The sequence below is a fragment of the Marinobacter sp. genome, from assembly GCF_033722735.1.
Lineage (GTDB): Bacteria > Pseudomonadota > Gammaproteobacteria > Pseudomonadales > Oleiphilaceae > Marinobacter.
Map to the genome: position 1 here is coordinate 51145 of NZ_JAWVYN010000007.1, position 17797 is coordinate 68941.

Here is a 17797-nt window from a genome sequence, read left to right on the forward strand (position 1 = left end):
GGGTGCGGCTGCGCATGATCTGCGTCGGGCAGAAGATGCCCGACTGGGTGACTCAGGGGTATAGCGATTACGCGCGGAGGATGCCTCCGGAACTGGCCCTGGAGCTGACCGAAGTCCCCCTGGCTCATCGTGGCAAGAATCCGGACATCCCCCGTTTGATGCAGAAGGAAGGGGAGGCGGTACTGGCCGCAGCCGGCTCCGGGGACCGCGTGGTGGCGATGGAAGTGGGCGGTCGGGCCTGGTCCACCGAACAGCTGGCGGATCAGCTGGAGAAGTGGCAATTGGACGGCCGCGATGTCAGCTTCCTGGTGGGTGGCCCCGATGGCCTGCCAAAGGCCTGCCGGGACCGGGCGGATCAGCTCTGGTCTCTGTCGCCGCTGACCCTGCCGCACCCGCTGGTGCGGGTCCTGCTGGCCGAGCAGCTCTATCGCGCCTGGACCATTACCCGTAACCACCCGTATCACCGTGCGTAGGTAATCACCATGCCTTGGGGCGACTTCAAAGACACCGCAGCGGAGCGGCGCCTGTTCCAACGGCGAGCCCTGGTGGTGTTCGGCTTCGTGGTCCTGATGCTGGGCGCTCTGATAGCGCGGATGTACCAGCTCCAGGTGTTGGAGCACGAGACCTACACCACGCTGTCGGACAAGAACCGGGTCCAGGTCCAGTCGGTGGCCCCAACCCGGGGGCTGATCTACGATCGTAACGGGACGCTGCTGGCGGAGAACCGGCCGGTGTTCAGTGTCACCATCGTTCCCGAGCGGGTGTCCGACCTGGACCAGACGCTCGCCCAGCTCACCGAACTGCTCAGCATTTCCGAGGAAGACCTCGAGCGTTTCCAGCGCCGTTTGAGCGAACCCCGCCGTCCCTATCAGGAACTGCCCCTGCGCTACGACCTCAATGAACAGGAAATTGCCGCGCTGGCGGTGCATCGCCACGAATTGCCTGGGGTCGAGGTGTCCGCAGAGCTGGTGCGTTTCTATCCATACGGCGAGACCACCTCCCACGCCCTGGGGTATGTCGGGCGCATCAACCGTGAGGAGTTGCAGCGGATTGATCCGGTGAATTACGCCGGCACCAATTACATCGGCAAGTCCGGCATCGAGTACTTCTACGAGGAAAAGCTCCATGGTCGGGTGGGTTACCAGCACGTCGAGACCAATGCCCGCGGTCGAACCCTGAGGGTGTTGGAGCGGGAGAACCCCATTCCGGGTGAGGACCTGCGTCTGCATCTGGATCTCCAGCTCCAGAAGCTGGCCTACCAGTTGCTGGATGGACGGCGCGGCGCTGTGGTTGCCCTGGAACCGAAGACCGGCGGCCTGCTGGCGCTGGCCAGCGTGCCGGGATTCGATGCCAACCTTTTTGTCACCGGTATCAGTGTGGCGGCCTATCGGGAACTGAGCACGTCCCACGACAAGCCGCTGTTCAACCGGGCTCTGCGGGGGCAGTACCCACCTGGCTCCACGGTCAAACCGATGATGGCCATTGCTGCCCTGGACAGTGGCGTCACTACCCGCGAGCGGGTGGTATGGGACCCGGGCTATTTTCAGCTTCAGTCCGGGGGCCGTCGATACCGGGACTGGAAGCGTGGCGGCCACGGCTGGGTCGACCTGACGGACGCGATTGCCGAGTCCTGCGACATCTATTTCTATGACGCCGCGGTGCGTATGGGCATCGATACCATGCATCAGTACATGGACATGTTCGGCTTCGGGCAGGACACTTCACTGGACGTCAGCGGGGCCCTGTCCGGTCTGCTGCCGTCACGGGACTGGAAACGGGCGGTCCGGAACGAACCCTGGTATCCCGGTGACTCGGTCAATATGGGCATCGGCCAGGGCTTTATGCTGGCCACCCCTTTGCAGCTTGCAACGGCCACCGCGGTGGTGGCCAATCGAGGCCGTTGGGCGCAGCCCCGACTGTTGATGGATGTGGTGGGCGATGATCCGCTGGTGGAGGTGTTGCCCCCGCCGAGCCGGGAGAATGTAATGCTGAACAACCAGGACGACTGGGAGTTTGTGGCCGACGCCATGGCGGAGGTGATGCATGGCCGGCGCGGCACGGCCCGCCGGGCGGCCCAGGGAGCCCCTTACCGGATGGCGGGCAAAACCGGTACCGCCCAGGTGTTCAGCCTCGCCCAGGACGAGGAGTACGAGGAGGAGGAAATCCGGGAACGGTTGCGGGACCATGCCTTGTTCGTCGGCTTCGCGCCCCTGGACGATCCGAAGATTGCCGTGGCGGTGATTGTGGAGAACGGCGGCAGCGGCAGCGGTACTGCGGCGCCGGTGGCACGGGCGATGTTCGATGCCTGGCTGTTGGGCTTCCCGGAAGATAAAGAGCCAGTGGTGATTGGCGCCCATCAGGAGGGCGGTGAGTGATGCTGAACAAGGGGCTGCTGGGGCAGACACCCCATCGGGGCTTCGGGTCCTCCCGGAGCATCTGGTCGGTACTGCATCTGGATCCACTGCTGCTGTTGCTGTTGCTGGTGTTGATTGCCGGCGGTCTGGTGGTGCTTTACAGCGGCGCGGATCGCAACATCGAGGTGGTCAAGGCCCAGGGCGTGCGCATGGCGGTGGCCTTCGTGGTGATGCTGGTGTTCGCCCAGCTGGACCCGTCGGTGTATCGACGCTGGGCACCGTGGCTGTACCTGGTTGGCCTGGGGGCGTTGCTGGCGGTGCTGCTGGTTGGCGTGGGCGCCAAGGGCGCGCAGCGCTGGCTGGCCCTGCCCGGTTTGCCCCGGTTTCAGCCCTCGGAGCTGATGAAGCTGGTTGTGCCGATGATGGCGGCCTGGTTCCTGTCGCGTCATTTCCTGCCGCCACGGCTGACCCATGTGGCCATTTCGCTGGCTATAGTCCTGATCCCGATGGTCATGATCATTCAGCAGCCCGACCTGGGCACCGCCCTGCTGGTAGGTGCTGCCGGACTGTTCGTGGTGTTCTTTGCCGGCATCAGCTGGAAGCTGATCGGTGCGTTCGTGGGGCTGGCCTCAGTGGCGGCGCCGCTGATGTGGTTCTTCGTCATGCGCGATTACCAGAAGCAGCGGGTGCTGACGTTGCTGGACCCGCAGAGCGATCCCCTGGGCGCCGGCTGGAACATCATCCAGTCCAAGACCGCAATCGGCTCCGGCGGCTGGAGCGGGAAAGGCTGGCTGCAGGGGACCCAGTCCCATCTTGAGTTCCTGCCGGAGAGCCACACCGATTTCATCGTGGCCGTGCTGGCGGAGGAGTTCGGCTTTGTCGGCATGTTGGTGCTGCTGTTTACTTACCTGTTGATCCTGATGCGTTGCCTCTACATCGCCGTCAACGCCCAGGATTCCTTTGGCCGACTTCTGGCCGGCGCGCTCACCATGACGTTCTTCATCTATATTTTTGTCAAGATCGGCATGGTCAGTGGCCTGCTGCCCGTGGTGGGCGTGCCGTTACCGTTGATCAGTTACGGTGGCACTTCCATCGTGACGCTGATGGCCGCCTTTGGTGTCCTCATGTCCGTGCATACCCACCGGCGCATGATTTCCGCCTGACCGGCGCGTGCAGCGGAAGTGACCGGCGGGTAATGGTGGTGGTTCGGGGGGCGTGATATGGTATCGCTGCCCCGGATGCTGCAGCCAGAGCGCCTGACCGGGCCCAGCAGCAGGGCAGAAGGGGACAAGCGGTGGCGCCAGGGGGGCGCCGCCTAACTTTCGCGGCGTAAGCCGTTACAATCACCGTCGTCGACGTCAACTTGCGGCGTGAGGCAGTCCAGCGCCCTGGTGGCGCCGGCATCAGCACAGGAACCGGCAGTAAGTGAAGACATCCGCAGTTCGCCTGACCCCCTTGATGGGAGTGTGCGCCCTCGCTGTGACAGTGGTGATGGCCGGGTGTGCGTCTTCGCCAGGCTCCTCGTCCCGCTATGCCCTGAGCCAGGACCGGGCCCCGGCCGGCCACTTTGATGCCTCGGGGTTGGCGGATGCGGTGCCTCGTTATGAGCCGCGACGGGCAGCGGGTAACAAATCCCCGTACACGGTCTGGGGCAAGCAATACCGGGTGATGGACAGTGCCGAGGGTTACCTCGAGGAAGGCACGGCAAGCTGGTACGGCGAGAAGTTTCACGGTCACAAGACCTCCAATGGCGAAGTCTTTGACATGTATGCCATGTCGGCGGCCCACAAGAGCCTGCCGATCCCCAGTTATGCCCGGGTGACCAACCTGGAGAATGGCCGCAGTGTGATTGTCCGGGTCAATGATCGGGGCCCTTTCCACGGCGACCGGTTGATCGACCTGTCCTACGCCGCCGCAATCAAGCTGGGATACCAGGGGCAGGGCACCGCCCGGGTGGAGGTGGCGGCCATCACCGTTACGCCCGACGGCGTTGTGACGGTGGCCGGGGAACCGCTGAACCAGGCTGTACCGGTGGCCAGCGGCCCGACGTCCCGGGGGGGCGTTGGCGCCCAGGCACTGTTCCTGCAGTTGGGATCGTTCAGTCATCGTGCACCGGCCCAGTTGCTGGCGGAACAGGTGGAGGAAATCGTGGCCTCCGCCGTACGGGTGAGGGCCGTTGAGACGGCCGACGGACGGTTCCATCGCGTCCAGGTCGGTCCGTTTGTCGACGATGGCGAGGCGCTGCAGGCCCGGCAGCAGCTGGAGGCCCGCGGGTTTGTGGAATCGATCCTGCTGACCGACACCCGTTAATGCGTGTACGACCCCTGCTGGAACCGGGGTCGGCTTGAACTCGAAACAGTCAACCAACTATGAATGGACCCATGGCACACATCACCGTAATTCGTTCTTTCCTCTCTGTTCTCCTGCTCGCCCTGCTGCCTGCGTGGGTCAGTGCGGCGCAAGCGATGCTGATTCCTTCGCCGCCGCAAATTGGCGCCAGCTCCTACGTCTTGATGGACCCCCACAGCGGGCGGATCATCATGGAGAACAACAGCAACGAACGCCTGCCGCCGGCGAGCCTGACCAAGATGATGACCGCCTACATCGTGGAGCGGGAGCTGGATGAGGGGCGGATTTCCATGGACGACATGGTGCCGATCAGCGTCAATGCCTGGAAAACGGAGGGGTCCCGAACCTTTGTCCGGGAGGGCACCCAGGTCAAGGTGGAAGATCTCCTGAAGGGGGTGATTATCCAGTCGGGGAACGACGCCACTGTGGCCCTGGCGGAGTTTGTCGCCGGCAGTGAGGGGGCGTTTACCGATATCATGAATCAGCAGGCGCAACTGTTGGGCATGCGCAATACCCACTTCGCCAACGCGACTGGCCTGCCCGCCAGCGACCATTTCTCCACCGCCTATGACCTGGCGATCCTGGCGCGGGCCATCATCAACGATTATCCCGAAAATTACGGCATCTACGCGGAAAAGCACTTTACCTACAACAACATCCGTCAGCCTAACCGTAACTCCCTGCTCTGGCGTGATCCCAGCGTGGACGGGCTGAAGACCGGTCATACCGAAGAGGCCGGCTATTGCCTGGTGGCCTCCGCCAAGCGGAACGATACCCGGCTGATTGGTGTGGTCATGGGTACCTCCAGCAACGCCGCCCGTTCCCAGGAAATGCAGAAGATGCTCAACTACGGCTTCCGCTACTATGAGTCGGAGAAGCTGTTCTCTGCCGGCCAGCAGCTGCTTGAGAGCCGGGTATGGGGTGGCCAGATCAATGAGTTGGCGATTGGCGTGAAAGACGAAGTGTTTGTCACCATTCCCCGCGGCTCCAAGGGTTCGCTGGAATCCGTGGTCGATGTGGATACGGTAATCAAGGCCCCGGTCTCCATTGGCGATGAAGTGGGGCGGGTCCGGGTGACCCTGAACGGCGAGGTCTACGTCGACGAGCCGGTGCTGGCGCTGCAGGATGTCCCCGAGGGCGGGTTCTTCAAGCGATTGTGGGACGCCATCAAGTTGTTTGTGATCCAGCTGTTCTCGTAACAGCGCGGGAGGTGGGAGTTTATGACTGAGCCGAAAGCACCGAAGATCGAGTTTCCCTGTGACTATGTCATCAAGGTGATCGGCACGGCTGCGCCGGATTTCCAGGAGTTTGTTGTCTCCGTCGTGGAGCGTCATGCCCCGGGCATCACCGAAGAGCGTATTTCGGTCAACAACAGCCGTAACGGGCGATTCTGCTCGGTACAGCTGACCATTGTGGCCACCGGCGAGGCGCAATTGCAGGCGCTGTTCGAAGAGCTCAAGGCCAGTGGCCGGGTCCACATGGTGCTCTGAACCATGAGAGAACTGGTCGTTCGGTCGCTGGGGCTGCAGCCCTACCTCGAAACCTGGGAGGCCATGAAGGCCTTCACTGCCAACCGGGATGCGCACACGCCGGACGAACTCTGGTGCCTGGAACACCCACGGGTCTATACCCAGGGCCAGGCGGGCAAGGCCGAGCACCTCCTGGCACCGGGCGACATTCCGGTGATTCAGGTGGACCGTGGCGGGCAGGTAACCTACCACGGCCCGGGCCAGCTGGTGATCTACCTGATGCTGGATCTCAGTCGCGCCAAACTGGGGGTGCGGGCACTGGTGGATCAGATCGAACAGGCCATTGTCGAGGTGCTCGGAGCGCTTGGCATTGCGGCGGCGCCCCGCGCGGACGCGCCCGGCGTCTATGTGGGCGAGGCCAAGATCGCGTCACTGGGGTTGCGGGTTCGTCGGGGCTGTTCGTTCCACGGCCTGGCCCTGAACATTGACATGGACATGACGCCGTTTGCCCGCATCAACCCCTGTGGCTATGCTGGCATGCCGATGTGTCAGGTCTCGGATTTTGTGCCCGGCACGACGGTGGATCAGCTGGCCCAGGCGCTGACCCAGGCCCTGGCGCGCCGCTTGGCCGCCACCGAGGTCAGGCCCGTGGAGGGCTGGCAGGGCCTGCCGACGGCGGGTTGATCTCGTTCGCCTGGCCTCTGTCTGAACCTCCTCAGGCCGCCGTGTGGTGGTTGGCGCCGCTGCACACCTGGTTACGCCCCTGTGTCTTGGCCTGGTAGAGGGCTTCGTCCGCCCGTTGCAGCAGCCGATCGATGGATTCGCTGCCCTGGATGGTGGCCACCCCCACGCTGATGGTGGCCGCGATGTTCTGGCCTTCGAACTCGATGGACTGGGAGGCGATGGACTCACGCACGCGGTTGGCAATCTTGAGCGCCACGGCATGGTCGGTCTCCGGCAACAGCACCAGGAACTCCTCTCCCCCCCAGCGCGCCAGGGTATCAACCCGACGGCATTCCGCCTTGAGCGTGTTTGCCACCAGCATGATCATCTGGTCCCCCGCCTGGTGCCCATAGTTGTCGTTGACAGTCTTGAACAGGTCGATGTCCATCAACAGCGCCGAGAAGGCCCGGTTGTTGCGCAGGTAGCGTTCGTACTCGGCATCCAGCCGGGCGTGACCCTCGCGCCGGTTGGCCAGGCCGGTGAGGGCGTCGTGCTTGGCGGCATACTCGAACTGGTTGGCCAGTTTGATCAGGCCCAGCTTGCTGCGACGGCGGCTCTGGTCCAGCACATAGCAGGTGGCCATCTCGAACCCCAGGGCGGTGATCATGATCAGGCTGAAGCTCGCGCTGTAGGGGGTTTCAAAGATGGCCTTGCCCAGCGGAGAGAACAGCAGCGCCAGGCCCGCCCAGCCGCCGAGACAGGCGATGATGCCCACCCGGGCATCGCTGATGTAGAACACGATCGGTGGATAGGCGAACAGCCACATCACCCCGGCGCCGTCTTCGATGGCAAACAGCGCCAGATAGCTGAACAGTCCGGTGATCAGCACAATAAAGCCGCGCCGGAGCAGGGTGTCATTATGACTGACGTAATACACCAGAGAGTTGATGGCCAACAACGAGGCGAACGCGATCAGCGCCAGCACCGTTTGCAGATCCGCGCGCAGGTTGGCGCGGTAGGCAAAGAAACACAGGGCAGGAACGGCGGCAAACGTCAGCCAGGTAATCAGGATGGGAACCGGGATCTCGCCCTTGACCCGGAACTCGGCGAGTTCGCGGTCGGGGGGCTGGGTATTCAGCTCGGGCATACTACGATTTCGCTATTATTGTTGGATGGTGCCTTGGTGTGTCGGCCAGTTTTTGTTGGTCTTATGGAATTCAAGCTTAACGCCAATTGGCCGGGGCGAATGTAGAATATCGTAAACTTTCTAGTGCTGACGTTATTTTAATCACTTGCCTGGTTAAATAATATACATTGGTGGCCGGAGGCCGTAGCCGACCCGCGACCCCGGCTGTGACGGTCAGACCCTCGTGGGTGAAGGAATGGGCGTTTCCGCCAGTTCATTGGCTCGGGCGTCGGAGTGGGCCGGGCACCGCTGTGACCAGATGTCCGGATGTAACCCGTATAATGCAGTAGCGAGTGTTTCCATGGGCGGTATCCGTCGCTCGGACACCCACGATGTAACCGACCGGAAAGGATTTCATGACTTCCAAGCGACAAGGCAGCACAGTTTCCCGCATCAAGACCGGCAGCTTTGAGCGTCGTCTCTCCCTGACCCGGGCTGGCCTGTTCGCCGGTACCCGTATGGCGTCCCATATGGCCACCAACTGGTTCACCAGCAAGGCGACCCGGGAGCAGCGTCACCGCGCCATGCTCTCCAGCCAGGCGGAGTTTCTGGTGGAGGAACTGGGCAAGCTCAAGGGCAGCGTGGTGAAAATTGGCCAGGTCATGGCGCTCTATGGCGAGCATTTCCTGCCGGAGGAAGTCACCGAAGCCCTGCACACCCTCGAAGACCAGACCACTTCGCTGGCCTGGCCATCGATCCGGGCGGTGCTGGAGTCCGAGCTGGGCGCCGACCGGCTGGCGGAGCTGGAGGTGGATCCGGAGCCCATCGGTGCGGCGTCCCTGGGCCAGGTGCATCGGGCCCGTCGCCGGAGCGACGGCCTGGAACTGGTCTTGAAAGTGCAGTACCCGGGGGTGGCCGCTGCCGTCGACAGCGACCTCAACGCCGTGGCGCAGTTGCTGCGCGTGGCCAGGCTGGTGTCCATCGGGCCGGAGTTCAACGACTGGCTGGAGGAAGTCCGGGAGATGATGCACCGGGAAGTGGACTATCGCCTCGAAGCGCGAACCACGGAACACTTCCGCAAGATGCTGGTGGACGACGACCGCTTTGTGGTGCCCCGGGTACTGATGGAGTACTCCACCGCCCACGTCATCGCGTCCACCTACGAGGCCGGCCACTCGGTCAGTTCCGTGGCGGTGCGCGAGCTGCCTCAGGAACGCCGCAACCGACTGGGGCAGGCGGCCCTGGAGCTGTTCTTCAAGGAGCTGTTCGTGTGGGGTGAGATCCAGACCGACCCGAACTTTGGCAACTACCGGATCCGGATCGCCGGGGAACCGGGCTCGGAATCGGAGCACGACCAGATCGTGCTGCTGGATTTCGGTGCCGTGCAGAAATACCCGGCCAGCTTCCTGCAGCCGGTGATTCGCATGATCCGGGCGTCCTACGAGGGCGACCGGGAAGAAGTGATCGATGGCGGTGTGGAACTGCGGTTCATGAGCCGGGATTGGCCGGCGGATGTCCTGTCCACCTTCGCCGATGTCTGCATGTCGGTACTCGAGCCGTTGAACTCCGACCGCAGCCGCTGGCCCGAAAACGCCGTCAACGAACAGGGGCAGTACCGCTGGAAACAGAGTGACCTGCCCTCCCGGGTGGCCCGCCAGGCGGCGCGGTCGGCCATCAGCCGCTATTTCCGAATCCCGCCCAAGGAGTTTGTCTTCCTCAACCGGAAGCTGATTGGGGTCTACACCTTCATCGCCGTGCTGTATTCCGAGTTCAACGGCGAGGACCTGCTAAAAGCCTACCTGTACCGGGATTTGTCCAGCTAAGCGTTCCACCGCGCTTTACGGAGCCGACGTCGTGGTCTGCAGCACCAGCCACAGCACCACGGCGTAACGAATGCCCTTGCCTGTGGCCACCAGCAGCACAAAATTGAACCAGGGCACCCGCATGATGCCACCGATCAGGGTGAGCGCATCGCCACCGATGGGCAGCCAGCCAAACAGCAGCGACCATTGCCCGTAGCGATTGAACCGGTCCCGGGCCTTGTCCAGCTGGGCGCTGGAGAAGGGGAACCAGCGCTTGTCCTTGAACCGGTCCACCTGTCGACCGATGATGCCGTTCACCACCGAGCCCAGGGTATTGCCCAGGGTGGCCCAGAACCACAGCCACCACAGCGAATGGCCCTGGATCACCAGGCCGCCCAGCAAGACCTCGGAGTAGGCCGGCAGTAGCGTGGCGGCCAGAAACGCTGTGGTAAACAGGCTAAGATAAGCCAACGACCGCTCCTTTGCCGGGAGGAAAGTGGAAGATGGGGAGTTCCACCGCTAACCTGATGAGTTATTGGCGGTATTGTAAAGGGTAAACGATTCATGAAGACACTGTCCCTGAAACTGAAGTTGTACGCGTTGGTCATCGGATTGCTTGCGGTCTTGGGGGGCAGCATGATCATCACCGCGCAGATCTCCCTCAACCGTCTGGAAGGGGAAATGACGGCGGAGTCCCGCGAGGTGGTACAGCGGATTGTCATGGACCGGTTGGTTGCCACGGCCGGTGAGCGCGGCGAGGCTGTCAGTGGGTTGTTCGATAAGGCGTTCAAGACACCGGACGTGCTCCGGGATCTGATTGTCCACAATATCAGCGCGGATTTTTCCACCCAGCTCAGCCGGCCGGCACTGCAACAGATTCTGGGAGCGGTGTTAAGGTCGGAGCCGTCGCTCAGCTCGGTCTATGCTCAGTTTGAGCCGGACGGCTATGACGGTCAGGACCGCTATTTCTCCGACGGGGTGGAAGAACACAGCAGCGATACCGGCACGCTGGAGATCTACTACTACCGTGACCCGGACGGCAAAGTGGTCTTCAGCCGGACGGCCGATGCCTCGGCCAAGTACACCGATGAGCGCAACGAGTTCGGCATCCGCGAATCGGAGTGGTACCTGTGTCCCATGGACACCCACGCGGCCTGCATCATGGATCCCTATGATTACGAAATCAAAGAGGGTTACAGCGAATTGATGACCAGCCTCGTGGTCCCGATCATGAGTGCTGGCGAATTTGCCGGTGTGGTAGGCGTGGATATCAACCTGTCGACCCTACAGGAGACCATCGCCAGTGTCAGCGAGTCGCTGTATGAAGGCAAGGCCCGGGTGACCCTGCTCAGTCCGATGGGGTTGATCGCCGCGAGCAGTCACTACACCGATGCGCTGGGGAGGCCTCTCAAGGAGGCGGTTCCCGAACGGGCCGGAGCCCTGGTCGGTCTCCACCGCCAGGACAGGACGCTCGACGATGGTGAGACTCTGGCGGTGTCTTCCCCGATTCGCATCGATCAGGTCGATGAGCAGTGGTCGCTGGTGATTGAACTGCCCCGCTCGGTTGCCCTGGCGGAAGTGGACCAGATGACCGGCAAGCTGTCGGATGCGGTAACCGCCACTGCCGGCCGGCAATTGCTGGTGGGCATCGTGGTGTCGGTGCTGGCCGTCCTGGCGCTGATCCTGCTGGTACGGTCGGTGACCCGCCCCCTCGATGAAATCCGCGACCGGATGCAGGGGTTGGCTGGCGCCGAAGGCGACCTGACCCGTGAACTCGAAATCGACACCCACGCCGAGCTGATTGCCCTGGCGGACGGGTTCAACCGGTTCCTGGCCCGGCTGCGGACCATGGTTGGTGACCTCAAGGCGGTCAATCGCCAGGTCCACGAGCAGGCGACGGACGTGCGCAGCATCGCCGAAGATACCAACGACAGCACCGAGCGTCAGCACCAGGAGGTTGCCTCGGTGGTCACCGCGATGAACGAGATGTCCGCCGCGGCCTCGGAGGTGGCCGGGTTCGCCGGCGAGGCCGCCGAGAATGCCCGTAAGGCCCAGGACGGCATCCAGTTCACCCAGGCGACGCTGGGCACTGCGGTCAGCGGGGTGAGCGCCCTGGCGGGCGACATGGACCAGGCCAGTAACGCCATCAGCCAGGTGGCCAGCCGCAGCGACGACATCAACCGGATTCTGGATGTGATCCGGGGTATCGCCGAGCAGACCAACCTGCTGGCGCTGAACGCCGCCATCGAGGCGGCCCGGGCGGGCGAACAGGGTCGCGGCTTTGCGGTGGTGGCGGACGAGGTCCGCACCTTGGCGTCCCGTACCCGGGAATCGACGGATGAAATCAGCCAGCTGATCGAGGGGCTGCAGCAGGAAGTGGGGCAGACCGTGGACGTGATCCGCGCCGGGGTGGATCGCGCCACCATGGCGGTGGACGGCACCCAGGAGGCCGACCATTCCCTGGCGACGGTGGTCGAGCGCATCGGGACCATTGTCGAGCACGTCACCCAGGTGGCGACGGCGGCGGAGGAGCAGAGTTCCGTCAGTGAGGAAATCAATCGTAACCTGACCGCCATCGGCGACGCCGCCAATGATCTGCGGCAGTTGGCGCAGCGGGTTCGGCGCAGTGGCCAGTTGCTGGACGACCAGGTGGAGACGCTGGATTCGGAGCTGGGCCGACTCAAGACGTGAGGGAATACCTGGCCGGCAGGGGGTAATTGCTTCCGGCTATGGAGACCATGCAGATCATCAAGTTTCGTTTTTGCTGGCGGACTGGCATGATAACGGCCATATCCGATCCAGCGGTTGGCGCACCAGGTGGGCGTGTGTCCCGTTGTCCACTGCTTCTGGAGGTGTGTGAATGGAGCACGTTTCGATTTTTGGTCGTCCTTCCTGCGGCTTCTGCGTCCGGGCCCAGCGGCTGTGTGAGCTCAAGGAGCTGCCGTTCCGCTTTATCGATATGATGGCAGAAGGCATCACCAAGGCCGACCTGGAGAAGACCATCGGCAAACCGGTGTTGACCGTGCCGCAGATCTTCGTCGGCGACCAGCACGTGGGGGGGTATACCGAATTCGCCGCCTTCCTGCGTCAGGCGGCCGCTACCGCGGATTAGTCGGGAACGGCCGGCATAAAAAAAAAAGCGCTCGTGTGAGCGCTTTTTCTGTATCTGCCGAGCCGGCGGCTAGACCTCGAAACCGGCTTTCAGTTTTTTCTCCACCAGCTCGTTGCGCAGCTTGGCCACCTTGGGCAGGCCGTTCTCGAACGGTGGGAAGCTCTCGCCTTCGATCAGCGGCTGCAGGTATTCGCGGCAGTCCTGGGTGATGCCGAAACCATCGTCGGTGATGTAGTGGATCGGCATCTTCTTTTCCTGGTTGGCCACGTCGCTCAGCGGGGCTTCACCGACGTGCCACTGGTAGGGCGACGACTGATCCCGCACGATGGTGGGCATCAGGGCCTGCTTGCCGGCCAGGGCCATTTCCACCGCAACCTTGCCCACGGTGTAGGCCTGCTCCACGTCGGTGGCGGAGGCAATGTGACGGGCGGACCGCTGCAGGTAGTCGGCCACCGCCCAGTGGTACTTGTGACCCAGGGCCTGTTTTACCATGTTGGCCAGCGCCGGCGCCACACCGCCGAGCTGGGTGTGGCCGAAGGCGTCCTTGGAACCGGCTTCGGCGACAAAGCGGCCGTCTTCGTACTGGGCGCCCTCGGAGGCCACCACCACGCAATAGCCGTAGTGCTCCACGCAGTAGTCCACCCGCTTGAGGAAGGCCTCCCGGTCGAACGGCACTTCCGGGAACAGGATGATGTGGGGCGGCTCGCCTTCACCGCTGCCGGCCAGGCCGCCGGACGCGGCAATCCAGCCGGCGTGACGGCCCATCACTTCCAGGATGAACACCTTGGTGGAGGACTCGCTCATGGAGCGGATGTCCAGGCTGGCTTCCAGGGTAGAGGTGGCAATGTACTTGGCCACGGAGCCGAAGCCGGGGCAGCAGTCGGTGAACGGCAGGTCGTTGTCCACCGTCTTGGGGACGCCGATGCAGGTAATCGGGTAGCCCATCTTCTCGGCCAGCTGGGACACCTTGAAGGCGGTGTCCTGGGAATCGCCGCCGCCGTTGTAGAAGAAATAGCCGATGTCGTGGGCGCGGAAGACCTCGATCAGCCGTTCGTACTCGCGGCGGTTTTCGGTCAGGTTCTTCAGCTTGTAGCGGCAGGAGCCGAAAGCCCCGCCGGGGGTATGCAGCAGGGCCTGGATGGCATCGTCGGATTCCAGGCTGGTGTCGATCAGCTCTTCCCGCAGGGCGCCAATGATGCCGTTGCGTCCTGCATAGACCTTGCCGATCTTCTCCGGGTGCTGGCGTGCGGTCTGGATGACCCCGCAGGCGCTGGCATTGATGACGGCGGTCACCCCGCCGGATTGGGCATAAAATGCATTCTTGATGGCCATGTGGGCTGGCGCCTCCTGCTGGTTTAACGGTTGCCGCGCATGATACGCCAAACCGCCGTTTTTTTCATGGCCGGCGGGGGAAATTCACGGTTCAAATAGCCCTTGACGGGATGCGGCCGATACGGGAGTCTTGGCACCAATTACAGATGAGGGCAAGTTCGGCATGCATATTCATATCCTGGGCATTTGTGGCACGTTCATGGGCAGTCTGGCGGTGCTCGCCCGGGAACTCGGACACACGGTCACCGGTGCCGACCAGGGTGTCTACCCGCCCATGAGTACCCAGCTGGAGGCCCAGGGTATCGAGTTGATGGAAGACTACGATCCGGCCCACCTGGAGCCGGTGCCCGACCTGGTGCTGATCGGCAATGCCATGTCCCGGGGCAACCCCGAGGTGGAGGCGGTGCTCAACCGCAACATCGACTACATGTCCGGTCCGGAATGGCTGGCCCGGGAGATCTTGCGCAAGCGCTGGGTCCTGGCGGTGGCCGGCACCCATGGTAAGACCACCACCACCTCCATGTTGCTGTGGATCCTGGAGCAGGCGGGATTCGAGCCCGGTTACCTGGTGGGCGGCGTGCCCAAGGATTTCCCGGTGTCCGCCCGCCTGGGCCGCAGCGATTTCTTCGTCATTGAAGCCGACGAGTACGACAGCGCCTTCTTCGACAAACGCTCCAAGTTTGTCCACTACCGGCCGCGTACCGTCATCCTCAACAACCTGGAGTTCGATCACGCCGACATCTTCGACAACATCGAGGCCATTCAGCGCCAGTTCCATCACATGATTCGCACGGTGCCGTCCCAGGGGCTGCTGGTGCGACCGTCGCTGGACCGCAACCTGGATCAGACCCTGGCCATGGGCTGCTGGAGCGGCCAGCAAACCACCGCCATCGGCAGCGAGGCGGCGCAGCCGGACTGGCGGGCGGAGCCGCTGGCGGACGACGGCAGCGAGTTCATGGTGATTCACCACGAACAGCCGGTGGCCACGGTACGCTGGTCGATGACCGGCCAGCACAATGTACGCAACGCGCTGGCGGCCATTGCTGCCGCCCGCCATGTCGGCATCACCCCGGATCACGCCATTGCCGCCCTGAACCGCTTCTCCGGGGTCAAGCGCCGGATGGAGCTGTTGGCGGACATCGAAGGCGTGCGGGTCTACGACGACTTCGCCCACCATCCCACCGCCATCGCCTCCACACTGGAAGGGCTGCGTAACCAGGTGGGCGATGACACCATCCTCGCGCTGATCGAGCCCCGCTCCAACACCATGCAGCAGGGGGTTCACCGGGAGCGGTTGCTGGCCAGTGCCGCGCCGGCGGACCGGGTTCTGTGGGCCAACCTCAACCAGCTCGACTGGCTGGAGGAACTGGTGGCCGAGGCCCGACAAGCTGGGGAGCAACCCGAGCGGCACCGAGTGGAGGGCAGTGTCGACGCGCTGATTGCGCGGACGTTGGAAGAGGTCACCCAGCCCTGCCATATTGTGATCATGAGCAACGGCGGCTTCGGCGGCATCCACGGCAAGTTGGTGGCGGAGCTTGGGCGCCAGCTGCAGGCCTGAGCAGGTCGGGCCGGATCAGTAAGGCAAGGGAGTTATGACGCAAACCTCACGCAAGGTCATCAATCTGGCATTCACCGGCGCCTCCGGTGCCCAGTACGGGTTACGGCTGTTGCAGTGCCTGCTGGCGGCGGGCTGCCGGGTGCACCTGATGGTCAGCCGGGCGGCCCAGGTGGTGATCGCCACGGAAACCGAACTGAACCTGCCGGGCTCGCCCCAGGCCATGCAGGACTATCTTGCCAGCCACTTCCAGGCCGAGCCGGACCAGTTGCTGGTGTTTGGCCGCGAGGACTGGTTTGCGCCGCCGGCGTCCGGCTCCGGTGCGCCGGCGCCCCTGGTGATCTGCCCCTGCAGCACCGGCACCCTGTCGGCGTTGGCGACGGGGGCCAGCAACAACCTGATCGAACGGGCCGGGGATGTCGCCCTCAAGGAACGCCGGCCCTTGATCCTGGTGCCCCGCGAGGCGCCATACTCCGAACTGCACCTGGACAACATGCTGCGCCTGACCCGGATGGGCGCGGTGATCGTGCCCGCCAGTCCGGGCTTCTACCACCAGCCGGAAACCATTGCCGACCTGATCGATTTCATCGTCGCCCGCCTGCTCGACCACCTGGGGCTGGACCAGGCCCTGATGCCCCGCTGGGGGGACAACCGGGTGGCCCGCAAGCTGGACAGGCCGGAGTAGTCCCCGACCCCTCCGCCCGGCAGCGGCGGTTTTGGCCAACCGGATTGATGTTTTTCACCATTGAGCAAAAACCGCCGCCACCACAGACTCTGTGCAATAACGTACAAAACGACATTCACAGAGGTTCAAGATGATTCCACGCACACTCTTTGACGCCGATCTGGAAGGCTTCCGCGATTCGGTCCGCAAATTCCTCGAACAGGAAGCGGTTCCCTACCACGAGCAGTGGGAGAAGGACGGCCAGGTCAGCCGGGAGCTCTGGACCAAGGCCGGTGAGCTGGGGTTCCTGTGCCCGACCACCCCGGAGGAGTACGGCGGTGTCGGTGTGGACTTCCGTTACAGTGCGGTGGTCATGGAAGAGGTGTCCCGGGCCGGGCTATCCGGCATTGGCTGGGGCCTGCATTCGGACATCGTGGCGCCCTACATCCTCCATCACGGATCTGAGGAACAGAAGCAGTACTACCTGCCCAAGCTGGTGAGCGGGGAAATGATCGGCGCCATCGCGATGACCGAACCGGGGGCCGGCTCCGACCTCCAGGGCGTGAAAACCACCGCCATCAAGAACGGCGATCACTACGTGCTGAATGGCTCCAAGACCTTCATCACCAACGGCCAACTGGCGGACGTGGTGATTGTGGTGGCCAAGACCGATCCCAAGGAGGGCGCCAAGGGCACCAGCCTGTTCATCGTGGAAACCGCCTGGGAAGGGTTCGAGAAGGGCCAGAACCTGAACAAGGTGGGCATGAAGGCCCAGGACACCTCCGAGCTGTTCTTCCAGGACGTGAAAATCCCGGAAGGCAACCTGCTGGGCACCATGGAAGGGCAGGGCTTCTTCCAGCTGATGCAGGAGCTGCCGGCGGAGCGCCTGCAGGTGGCCATTGCGGCGGTGGCCGCGGCAGAAGCGGCCTGGGAGTGGACTCTGGACTACGTCAAGGAGCGTAAGGCGTTCAGCAAGCCGGTGATCGCGTTCCAGAACACCCGCTTCAAGATGGCGGAAATGAAAGCCGACATCACCGCGGCGCGGGTCTTTACCGATCGCTGTCTGGAATTGCACCTGGAGAAGAAGCTGGATATCCCCACCGCGGCCATGCTCAAGCAGTGGACCACCGACCTGCAGTGCAAGGTGATGGACGAGTGCGTCCAGCTCCACGGCGGCTATGGTTACATGTGGGAATACCCGATTGCCCGCGCCTGGGCCGATTCCCGGGTACAACGCATCTACGCCGGCACCAACGAAATCATGAAGGAAATTGTCGCCCGCTCCTTCTGAGGCGGTTGTTTCCCAATCCCGACGGGCATTCCCAGGAATGCCCGGTTACCTTTCTTTACAAATTGCCAAGCCAATCAAGG

At 63.2% G+C, this 17797-nt stretch carries 16 protein-coding genes; 13 read left to right on the top strand and 3 right to left on the bottom strand.

What is annotated here, in order from left to right:
- The first annotated feature begins 2 nt into the window (after positions 1-2).
- The 7 genes from rlmH to lipB all read left to right on the top strand — a co-directional run bounded on the left by rlmH (position 3) and on the right by lipB (position 6856).
- On the top strand, positions 3-473 hold the full coding sequence (rlmH, locus tag R3175_RS07085) for a 23S rRNA (pseudouridine(1915)-N(3))-methyltransferase RlmH (RefSeq protein ID WP_318943205.1): 471 nt from the start codon (positions 3-5) through the stop codon (positions 471-473).
- A gap of 9 nt (positions 474-482) precedes the next feature.
- Complete coding sequence (mrdA, locus tag R3175_RS07090) at positions 483-2375, top strand: penicillin-binding protein 2 (protein ID WP_318943207.1); 1893 nt, start codon at positions 483-485, stop codon at positions 2373-2375.
- Complete coding sequence (gene rodA / locus R3175_RS07095; protein WP_318943443.1) at positions 2375-3517, top strand: rod shape-determining protein RodA; 1143 nt, start codon at positions 2375-2377, stop codon at positions 3515-3517. Before mrdA ends, rodA begins: the two co-directional genes overlap by 1 nt.
- Positions 3518-3812: 295 nt before the next feature.
- Positions 3813-4664, top strand: a complete 852-nt coding sequence (locus R3175_RS07100) for a septal ring lytic transglycosylase RlpA family protein (RefSeq protein WP_318943445.1) — start codon at positions 3813-3815, stop codon at positions 4662-4664.
- Positions 4665-4735: 71 nt separating this feature from the next.
- On the top strand, positions 4736-5902 hold the full coding sequence (locus R3175_RS07105) for a D-alanyl-D-alanine carboxypeptidase family protein (RefSeq protein ID WP_318943209.1): 1167 nt from the start codon (positions 4736-4738) through the stop codon (positions 5900-5902).
- Positions 5903-5923: 21 nt separating this feature from the next.
- Entirely contained in the window at positions 5924-6193 is a 270-nt protein-coding gene (locus R3175_RS07110) for a DUF493 domain-containing protein (RefSeq protein WP_318943210.1), read from the top strand.
- A gap of 3 nt (positions 6194-6196) precedes the next feature.
- Positions 6197-6856: a lipoyl(octanoyl) transferase LipB gene (gene lipB / locus R3175_RS07115; protein WP_318943212.1), complete on the top strand. Its 660-nt coding sequence runs from the start codon at positions 6197-6199 to the stop codon at positions 6854-6856.
- Positions 6857-6887: 31 nt separating this feature from the next.
- On the opposite strand, the gene R3175_RS07120 is transcribed toward lipB, so the two are convergent.
- The gene (locus R3175_RS07120) at positions 6888-7982 is read right to left on the bottom strand and encodes a GGDEF domain-containing protein (protein ID WP_318943214.1); all 1095 of its coding nucleotides are present in this window, start codon (positions 7980-7982) and stop codon (positions 6888-6890) included.
- A gap of 395 nt (positions 7983-8377) precedes the next feature.
- Here R3175_RS07120 and R3175_RS07125 point away from each other — a divergent pair, with 395 nt between their 5' ends.
- The gene (locus tag R3175_RS07125) at positions 8378-9784 is read left to right on the top strand and encodes an AarF/ABC1/UbiB kinase family protein (protein ID WP_318943215.1); all 1407 of its coding nucleotides are present in this window, start codon (positions 8378-8380) and stop codon (positions 9782-9784) included.
- A gap of 15 nt (positions 9785-9799) precedes the next feature.
- Here R3175_RS07125 and R3175_RS07130 read toward each other — a convergent pair whose 3' ends face one another.
- Complete coding sequence (locus tag R3175_RS07130; RefSeq protein WP_318943216.1) at positions 9800-10234, bottom strand: YqaA family protein; 435 nt, start codon at positions 10232-10234, stop codon at positions 9800-9802.
- Between the two features lie 93 nt (positions 10235-10327).
- Between R3175_RS07130 and R3175_RS07135 the strand changes: the two genes are divergently transcribed.
- Both R3175_RS07135 and R3175_RS07140 read left to right on the top strand, forming a co-directional pair.
- The gene (locus R3175_RS07135; protein WP_318943217.1) at positions 10328-12454 is read left to right on the top strand and encodes a methyl-accepting chemotaxis protein; all 2127 of its coding nucleotides are present in this window, start codon (positions 10328-10330) and stop codon (positions 12452-12454) included.
- Between the two features lie 169 nt (positions 12455-12623).
- A complete protein-coding gene (locus R3175_RS07140) occupies positions 12624-12875 on the top strand; it encodes a GrxA family glutaredoxin (RefSeq protein ID WP_318943219.1) in 252 nt (83 codons plus the stop codon).
- 69 nt (positions 12876-12944) lie between these two features.
- Here the strand turns inward: R3175_RS07140 and R3175_RS07145 are convergent, their stop codons facing one another.
- A complete protein-coding gene (locus R3175_RS07145) occupies positions 12945-14207 on the bottom strand; it encodes a 6-phosphofructokinase (protein WP_318943220.1) in 1263 nt (420 codons plus the stop codon).
- A 163-nt stretch (positions 14208-14370) separates the two neighbouring features.
- On the opposite strand from R3175_RS07145, the gene mpl reads away from it, so the two are divergent.
- The 3 genes from mpl to R3175_RS07160 all read left to right on the top strand — a co-directional run bounded on the left by mpl (position 14371) and on the right by R3175_RS07160 (position 17717).
- Positions 14371-15765 carry a UDP-N-acetylmuramate:L-alanyl-gamma-D-glutamyl-meso-diaminopimelate ligase gene (gene mpl, locus R3175_RS07150; protein WP_318943223.1) on the top strand — a complete coding sequence of 465 codons (1395 nt, stop codon included), beginning with the start codon at positions 14371-14373 and terminating at the stop codon, positions 15763-15765.
- 34 nt (positions 15766-15799) lie between these two features.
- Entirely contained in the window at positions 15800-16447 is a 648-nt protein-coding gene (locus R3175_RS07155) for a flavin prenyltransferase UbiX (RefSeq protein ID WP_318943225.1), read from the top strand.
- A gap of 130 nt (positions 16448-16577) precedes the next feature.
- A complete protein-coding gene (locus R3175_RS07160) occupies positions 16578-17717 on the top strand; it encodes an acyl-CoA dehydrogenase family protein (RefSeq protein ID WP_318943227.1) in 1140 nt (379 codons plus the stop codon).
- Positions 17718-17797: the final 80 nt, after the last annotated feature.